The 8,111-nt window shown below is 70.4% G+C and carries 6 protein-coding genes and 1 pseudogene; 1 reads left to right on the forward strand and 6 read right to left on the reverse strand.

What is annotated here, in order from left to right; genetic code table 11:
- Nucleotides 1-930: ABC transporter domain-containing protein (locus tag AC1D2K_RS24375; protein ID WP_478091640.1), on the reverse strand; the 930-nt coding region annotated here is incomplete at its 3' end.
- Nucleotides 931-1,051: 121 nt separating this feature from the next.
- Nucleotides 1,052-2,758 carry a thiol reductant ABC exporter subunit CydD gene (cydD, locus tag AC1D2K_RS24380; RefSeq protein WP_478091641.1) on the reverse strand — a complete coding sequence of 569 codons (1,707 nt, stop codon included), beginning with the start codon at nt 2,756-2,758 and terminating at the stop codon, nt 1,052-1,054.
- 54 nt (nt 2,759-2,812) lie between these two features.
- On the opposite strand from cydD, the gene AC1D2K_RS24385 reads away from it, so the two are divergent.
- Entirely contained in the window at nt 2,813-3,871 is a 1,059-nt protein-coding gene (locus tag AC1D2K_RS24385; RefSeq protein WP_478091643.1) for a glycosyltransferase family 4 protein, read from the forward strand.
- Here the strand turns inward: AC1D2K_RS24385 and AC1D2K_RS24390 are convergent.
- The 4 genes and pseudogenes from AC1D2K_RS24390 to AC1D2K_RS24405 form a co-directional block, all read right to left on the reverse strand.
- Nucleotides 3,868-4,974 carry an acyltransferase family protein gene (locus tag AC1D2K_RS24390; RefSeq protein WP_478091645.1) on the reverse strand — a complete coding sequence of 369 codons (1,107 nt, stop codon included), beginning with the start codon at nt 4,972-4,974 and terminating at the stop codon, nt 3,868-3,870. The genes AC1D2K_RS24385 and AC1D2K_RS24390 overlap by 4 nt on opposite strands.
- 133 nt (nt 4,975-5,107) lie before the next feature.
- Nucleotides 5,108-6,070, reverse strand: coding sequence for an NAD(P)H-dependent flavin oxidoreductase (locus AC1D2K_RS24395; protein ID WP_478091646.1), 963 nt, complete (start codon nt 6,068-6,070; stop codon nt 5,108-5,110).
- A gap of 30 nt (nt 6,071-6,100) precedes the next feature.
- Nucleotides 6,101-7,891 (reverse strand): acyl-CoA dehydrogenase, encoded by a 1,791-nt coding sequence (locus AC1D2K_RS24400; RefSeq protein WP_478091648.1) that lies wholly within the window; start codon nt 7,889-7,891, stop codon nt 6,101-6,103.
- A gap of 91 nt (nt 7,892-7,982) precedes the next feature.
- Nucleotides 7,983-8,111 (reverse strand): annotated as a pseudogene (locus tag AC1D2K_RS24405) (electron transfer flavoprotein subunit alpha/FixB family protein); the annotation flags it as partial.

Below are 8,111 nucleotides of genomic sequence, written 5' to 3' on the forward strand. Positions count from 1 at the left end.
CGATCGCGGTGAGCGCCACCAGCAGCGCCAGCGCCGCGCGATCGCGGTGAGCGCCACCAGCAGCGCCAGCGCCGCGGCCGGCGCGCCGATCGCGCCCTCGCCCACCAGCGCGCCCGCCGCCAGCAGCACGCCGACCAGGGTCAGCGTGCCGGCCATGCCGTAGGCCATGCCGGACCGGGCTTCGAGCCGGTTGAGCGCATGATCGGCCCGCGCCAGATGGCGATCGGCGACCGCCAGGGCTTCGCGCTGCGCATCGATCCGGCCCGCCATGACCAGTTCGGTCTGACCGGCCACCAGGTCGGCGACGCGAGCGCGCAGGGCTTCGATGGCATGCGCGCGCCGCACCGCCGCCGGCCGGGCGCGCGCGGCCACCACCAGCGCGATGCCCCAGCCCGCGACGATYAGCCAGAGCGCCAGCGCGGCGCCCATCCAGGCGTYCATGACCCCCAGCACGCCACCGGCCAGCAGCGCCGCGCCCAGCGCCGCCCCGGCCGGCACCAGCAGCCGCAGGTAGAAAGACTCGAGGGCGTCGATGTCGGCGGTCAGGCGGAACAGCAGCCGGGCCGGCCGGGCCAGCAGCCGGCGTGCGGCCTCGGGCCGGGCCCAGCCCCGGAACAGGCGCTCGCGCAGCGCCGCCAGCACCCCGAAGGTGGCGTCGTGCGTGACCAGCCGCTCGGCATAGCGCGAGCCGGTGCGGCCCAGCGCCAGCAGCCGGATGCCGGCCGACGGCATGAAGACGTCGAACCGCAGCGCGGTCGCGGCCTGCAGGCCGGCCAGCGCGGTGGCGGTGATGAACCAGCCCGACAGGCCCAGCAGCGCCATGCCCATCAGCACGGTCAGCGCCGCCAGCGCCGCGCCCAGCGCCAGGCGGCGCGGCTGCGCGCCCACGAAAGCCTTCAGCACCGGCCGGACATCGTGCAGAAATGTCATTGGGCAACCTCCGTGCTTCGCACTGCGGTGCGAGCTTGCTTGGGGCGGCCCGGCGCGGCGCTCATCGGAAAACCTTCGCGCAGCAGCGCTTCGGTATTCGCCTTGGGAGCGGCCCGGCGGCTCATGCGGCCTCCTTCGCCGGCAGCTCGTCGAGCCGGATCACGCGGCCCATGCGCGCAGCCAGCACGGGGTCGTGGGTGGCGGCGATCAGGGTCTTGCCGCGCGCCAGCTGCATCAGGGCATCGGCGACGCGCTCCGCGGTCTCGCTGTCGAGGTGGGCGGTCGGCTCGTCGACCAGAAGCAGGTCGGCATCGAGATGCGCCGCCACGCGCGCCAGCGCCAGCCGCACGGCTTCACCGCCCGACAGGCCGCTGCCGCCCTCCCCCAGCGCGATACCCGGACGGGCCTGGGCGACGCCGTCGAGCGCGGCGAAGCRCATCGCGGCCTCCACCTGCGCCGCCTGCACGCCGGCGCGCCCGAGCGCCACGTTGGCCTGCACCGAAGCACCGAAGACATGGGGCTTCTGGCCCATCCAGGCCATGCGCGCGCGCAGCCCGGCCACGGTGTCGTCGGCCAGCGGCACGCCGCCGATCAGGATCTCGCCGCGCTGCGCCGGCACCAGGCCGGCGATCAGGCTCAGCAAGGCGGTCTTGCCCGAGCCGCTGGGGCCCATCAGCGCCACGTGCTCGCCCGCGGCCACGCGCAGCTCGTAGTTCTCGAAGAAGGCGTCCTCGCCGGCATGCGAGAAGCACAGGCCGCGCACGCGGACCGAGGGCGCCGCGCCCCTGGACCCCGGCGGCGAATCCGGCCGCCCTGGCGCCACGGAAGCCCCGGGCAATGCRACGCCGCCGTCGGCCAGCCGGTCCAGCGATGCCAGCGCGGCCTCGCCGGCCGCGCGGTCGTGCCAGACCGCCGACAGCTCGCGCAGCGGCTCGAAGAAGGCCGGCGCCAGCAGCAGGATGAACAGGCCCTCGCCCAGGCTCAGCGAACGGCCCCAGGTGCCGAACTCGAAGGTGCCCAGCAGATGGAAGCCGACGTATGCCGCCACCATCGCGACGCCCAGCGCCGAGAACAACTCCAGCACCGCGGACGACAGGAAGGCGATGCGCAGCACCGCCATCGTGCGGCTGCGCAGGGACTGCGCCGCTTCGCCCAGGCGGCGTGCGGTGGCATCGACGGCGCCGAGCGAACGCAGGGTCGCGAGGCCGCGCAGGCGATCGAGCAGGAAGCCGTTCATGCCGCCCATCTCGACCATCTGCGCCTCGCTCGCCGCCTTGGCGCGCCAGCCCACGATGGCCATGAAGACCGGGATCAGCGGCGCCGCGACCAGCAGCACCGCGGCCGCCACCCAGGACAGGCCGGCCACCACCGCCACGATGACCAGCGGCACCACCATCGCCCGCCAGCGCGCCGGACCGTAGCGCACCAGGTAGGGCACCACCGCCTCGGCCTGCTCCGCGATCACGCTGGCGGCCAGGCCGGAGGCCGGTCGCGCGCTGTCCAGCGGCGAGCGCGCCGCCAGCGCAGCCGCGACCTGGGCCCGCAAGGCGGACAGGCGCAAGCGCGCCTGCGCATACACGCGGCGCATGCCCCAGGCCTCGGCGGCCGCGCGCCCCAGGCCCAGCAGCAGGATGCCGGCCGCCGGCAACAGGACGGCGGTGAGGCCCTCGCCGGCCCCGAGCCGCTGCACCGCCCAGGCCAGCAAGGCGGCCTGCGGCAGCCACAGCAGCGCGGCGGCGCCCTGGACCAGGCTGGCGAACGAGCGGGCGGACGAGTTCACGTATTGGATTACTGTAATTTCAGAATTTACTGAAAACTCATCGATCATACGAGATGCGAGCCGGCGCTGCCGGGCAGAGGGTCGTTAAGCTACCAGAAGCCCATGAACATCTGCGTCATCAACCCCAACTACTACCGAAGCAGCGGCGTGACGATGGCGATTCGCCGCATCCACGAGGCCGTTCAGCCCTACGGCATCGAGAACCACTTCATCAGCTGCCGCTACGGCGACGAAGAAGAAGACGTGTCATGGATGGCACCCGATCGCCTCCAGCACCTGGCCTTGATGTCGGGCCGCCCGCGGGTCTTCTGGCACAGCGTCAAGCGCCTGAAGCGCCTGCTGGACGCCTGGGACATCGACCTCATCCACGTGCACCACCGGCGGCTGTCGATGGTGCTGACGGCGCTGCAGCCGCTGCTGCGACGGCCGGTGCTCTATTCGGGCAACCTCACCTACGGCTTCTCGGCCCCGTTCTGGCTGCTGAGCCCGCGCCGCGCGATCGCGGTCACACATTCGGTCAGGGACAACATCCTCGCCACCACGCGCACGCGGGACATCGAGATCCTGGGCAATCCGACCCCCTTCCCGCCGCAATGCCCCGCGATCGACCCGGACACGGTGCGCCGACGCGCCGTCTGCGTGGCGAGATTCGTCCCGGTCAAGGGCCATGCGACGCTGATCGAGGCCTGGGCCCTGCTGCGCGACCGGGGCATCGACGCCGAACTGGTGCTGGTCGGCGAAGGACCGTTGCGCCAGGACCTCGAGCAGAAGTGCCAGGCCCTGGGACTCGGCGACCGTGTCGTTTTCCGTGGCTATGTGGGCGACGTCCGAAGCGAGTATGCGCAATCGCTGTTCGCGATTCTCGTGAGTTCCATCGAGGGCCAGGGCATCGTCACGATCGAAGCGGCGGCCGCCGGGCGTGCCTCCCTTCTCACCGACGTCGACGGATCGCGCGACTGCCTGCCGACGCAGCGAAGACTGCCGAACGCCCTGCCCTATGGAGACGCCGGCGCCCTGGCCGAGGCGCTGGCGATCTGGTTCGCCGATCCGGCGGCGGTGGCCCAGGAAGGCCACGCCTTCTTCGACTTCCACCAGGGCCTCAATCCATCGAGGGTGCTCGGCCGCCAGTACGCCGCGGCCTACGAACGATCGGTGGTCTAGCGCGACACGAGCAAGCCGCAGGCCAGCAGGCCCGCGAACAGGGCCAGCACCGCGCGCCAGGTGGCGGGCCGCGACTCGACCCAGCGATACAGCAGCGATGCGGCCGCGATCGACAGCGCGAAGGTCGCCAGCAGGCCCAGCAGGTCGATCCACGGCGTCGCCGGCAGCAGCTGGCTCACCACCGCGCTCACCAGCAGCAGCACCGGGAAGTGGATCAGGAACAGCGAATAGGAAATCCGTCCGAGCCGCACCAGCGGTGCACCGAAGCGCGGCCAGGCGGCGGGCGCGAGGCCGTCGCGCCGCTGCACCACGGCCACCGCCAGCGCCGTGACCAGGGCGATCGCGATGCGGCTGCGCCAGTCGAGCGCGAGCGCCGCGGCGCCGATCAGCACCAGCAGCAGCACGGCATAGCGCCAGGTGCTGTCGCGGGTGGCGCGCCCGATCCAGAAGACCAGCATGCCCAGCCCGTAGGAGCCGAAGAAGTAGATCGCGGTGGCATCGAGCTCCTGCTGCCGGTTGAACACCGCCAGCGAAGCCACCACCAGCGCCAGCACCAGCCCCGCCACCAGCCATCGCGAGCGCTCGCGGCCCAGCGACCAGCGCCGCTGCAGCAGTTCCGACAGGCCGATCGCCGCCAGCGCGAGCACGAACAACTGGAAGTCGATGGCCACGTACCAGACGCCGGTCGACAAGGCGTCGAAGCCCAGCAGGTCCTGCAGCAGCAGGCCGTGCGCCAGCAACTGCGCCAGCCCGGGCGCGGCCGGCACCGTGTCGCCGGCCAGCCAGGGCCGGACCAGCGCGGCGACCAGCACGCTGAAGCTCAGCGCGGCCAGGTAGGGCATCACCAGACGGCCATAGCGCTGGCCCACCCGCGCCAGCGGCCGGTCGACCCGCAGCACGCCATCGGGCGCCAGGCTGCCGGCCGCCAGGAAGCCGGCCAGCACCAGGAACACCTGCACCGCCAGCCGGCCGTCCTGGGCCAGCCATTCGAACAGCGCCGGCGCCAGCGAGGACGCTCCCTCCTGCAGCGGGCCGTAGCGCGCGAGGTGGTGGCCGACGATCAGCGCACAGGCGATGCCCTTGACCGCATCGAGCAGCGGCATGCGGCTCGATGCTGCAGGCTCTCTCGTCACGGTCTTCGGCGATCCCATGCCAGGGATACCGCGGAACCGGCTTTGCCGGGCCGCTGGTATCGCCCCCCGCGGGGGAGGCGCCGCAGGCGCATCGGGGGGAGTTTCACAGGGCGAGGCGGCGCCGCGCTTCCAGGTACTCGCGCTTGAGCTTCTCGACGAAGTCCGCGGCGGTCGCCACCTCGGTGACCRCGCCGATGCCCTGGCCCGAGCCCCAGATGTCCTTCCAGGCCTTGGTCTTGCTGCCCTCGGCGCCGCCGAAGTTCATGGTCTTCAGGTCGCCTTCGGGCAGGTTGGCCGGGTCCATGCCGGCGGCCACGATGCTGGGCGCGAGGTAGTTGCCGTGGACGCCGGTGAAGAGGTTCGAATAGACGATGTCGTCGGAGGTGCCGTCGACGATCGCCTGCTTGTACTCGGCGCTGGCGCGCGCTTCCTCGGTCGCGATGAAGGCGGTGCCGATGTAGGCGAAGTCGGCACCCATGGCCTGCGCGGCGAGCACGGCGCCGCCGTTGGCGATCGAGCCCGACAGCGCGATCGGGCCGTCGAACCACTGGCGGATTTCCTGGATCAGCGCGAACGGGCTCTTCACGCCCGCATGGCCGCCAGCGCCGGCCGCCACCGCGATGATGCCGTCGGCGCCCTTCTCGATCGCCTTCTTCGCGAAGTTGTTGTTGATGATGTCGTGCAGCGTCACGCCGCCGTAGCTGTGGACCGCGTCGTTGACGTCGGTGCGCGCGCCCAGCGAGGTGATGACGATCGGCACCTTGTACTTCACGACCATCTCCATGTCGTGCTCGAGCCGGTCATTGCTCTTGTGCACGATCTGGTTGATGGCGAACGGCGCGGCCGGCTTGTCCGGGTGGGCCTTGTTGTAGGCGGCCAGTTCCTCGGTGATCTCGATCAGCCATTCCTCGAGCTGCGCCGCGGGGCGCGCATTGAGCGCGGGCATCGAGCCCACCACGCCGGCCTTGCACTGGGCGATCACCAGCTTGGGATTGCTGATGATGAACAGCGGCGAGCCGATGATGGGCAGCGGAAGATTGGCGAGCACGGGCGGCAGCTTGGACATGGTGTCTCCGGAAATGAATGAAGTCTTGTTTTAGAAGGCGTCGAGCGCGAGCGCCGTGACGCTGTCGGCGCCGTCGACGATGCTGTCTCGGATGCCCGGCGCCTTGTTCAGGATGTGCTCCGCGTAGAAGCGCGCGGTGGCGATCTTGGCTTTCATGAAAGCCACGTCGGTCCCGGCCTGGGCGAGGTCCTCGGCCACCAGCAGCGAGCGCGCCAGCTGCCAGCCGGCCACCACGTTGCCTGCGAGCATCAGGTAGGGCACGCTGCCCGCGAACACCGCATTGGGCGCCGCCCTGGTCTGGCCGGCGACGAAGCCGACCACGTCGACGAAAGCTTCGCGTGCGGCCTTGAGCCGCTTCGCCACCGCCTGCGCATCGGCGCTGCCGCGCTTCGCGAGCTCGGCTTCGGTCTTCTCGATCTGCGCGGCGATCGCCTTTGCGGTCTGGCCGCCGTCGCGCGCGGTCTTGCGGCCCACGAGGTCGTTGGCCTGGATCGCGGTGGTGCCTTCGTAGATGGTCAGGATCTTGGCGTCGCGCAGGTACTGCGCCGCGCCGGTCTCCTCGATGAAGCCCATGCCGCCATGCACCTGCACGCCCAGCGAGGCGACCTCCAGGCTCATCTCGGTGCTGTAGCCCTTGACCAGCGGCACCATGTATTCGTAGAAGGCCTGGTTCTGCTTGCGCGTCTCGGCATCGGGATGATGGTGGGTCGCGTCGTAGGCGGCCGCGGCCACCGAGGCCATCGCGCGGCAGCCTTCGGTGTAGGCGCGCATCGTCATCAGCATGCGCTTGACGTCCGGGTGATGGATGATCGGCGCACTGGCATTGATCGAGCCGTCGACCGGCCTGCTCTGCACGCGGTCCCTGGCGTAGGCCACCGCATGCTGGTAGGCGCGCTCGGCGATCGCGATGCCCTGCATGCCCACCGCGTAGCGGGCCGAGTTCATCATGATGAACATGTACTCGAGGCCGCGGTTTTCCTCGCCGACCAGGTAGCCGACAGCGCCACCGTGGTCGCCATATTGCAGCACGGCCGTCGGCGAGGCCTTGATGCCCAGCTTGTGCTCGATGCTCACGCAGTGCACGTCGTTGCGCGCGCCCGGCGAGCCGTCCTTGTTGACGAGGAACTTGGGGCAAACGAAGAGGCTGATGCCCTTCACGCCCTCGGGCGCGCCGGTGACGCGGGCCAGCACGAGGTGGACGATGTTCTCGGCCATGTCGTGCTCACCGTAGGTGATGAAGATCTTGGTGCCGAACACCTTGTAGCTGCCGTCAGGCTGCGGCTCGGCCCGGCTGCGCACCATCGCGAGATCGCTGCCGGCTTGCGGCTCGGTCAGGTTCATGGTGCCGGTCCACTGGCCGCTCACCAGCTTCTCGAGGTAGGTCGCCTTGAGCTCGTCGGAGCCGGCCGTGAGCAGCGCCTCGATCGCGCCATCGCTCAGCAGCGGGCACAGCGCGAAGCTCATGTTGGCCGAGTTGAGCATTTCGCCGCAGGCCGCGCCGATGGTCTTCGGCAGGCCCTGGCCGCCGAAGTCCGAAGGATGCTGCAGGCCCTGCCAGCCGCCGCTCGCGTACTGCGCGAAGGCTTCCTTGAAGCCCGCCGTGGTCGTCACCTGGCCGTCCTTGAACGACGAGGGATTGCGGTCGCCCGCCACGTTCAGCGGCGCGATGACGTCCTGATTGAAGCGGGCGCACTCCTCGAGCACGGCCTGGGCGGTCTCGAGGCCCGCGTCTTCCAGTCCCGGCATCTGCGACACCTGTGCGATGTCCGCGAGATGCTCGATGTCGAACAGCATGTCCTTGAGGGGGGCGATGTAACTCATGGTTGTCTCCTGCGGCCTCCTGGCCGAATACGCACCAATGTGAAAAAGGGCACCGCGAACGATGCCCTTTGGCTCACACGACCTGAATGGATCAGAGCGCCTTGACCAGTTCCGGCACGGCCGTGAACAGGTCGGCCACGAGGCCGTAGTCGGCCACCGAGAAGATCGGCGCCTCTTCGTCCTTGTTGATCGCCACGATCACCTTGGAGTCCTTCATGCC

This window comes from Variovorax sp. P1_H12_2 (assembly GCF_056405335.1).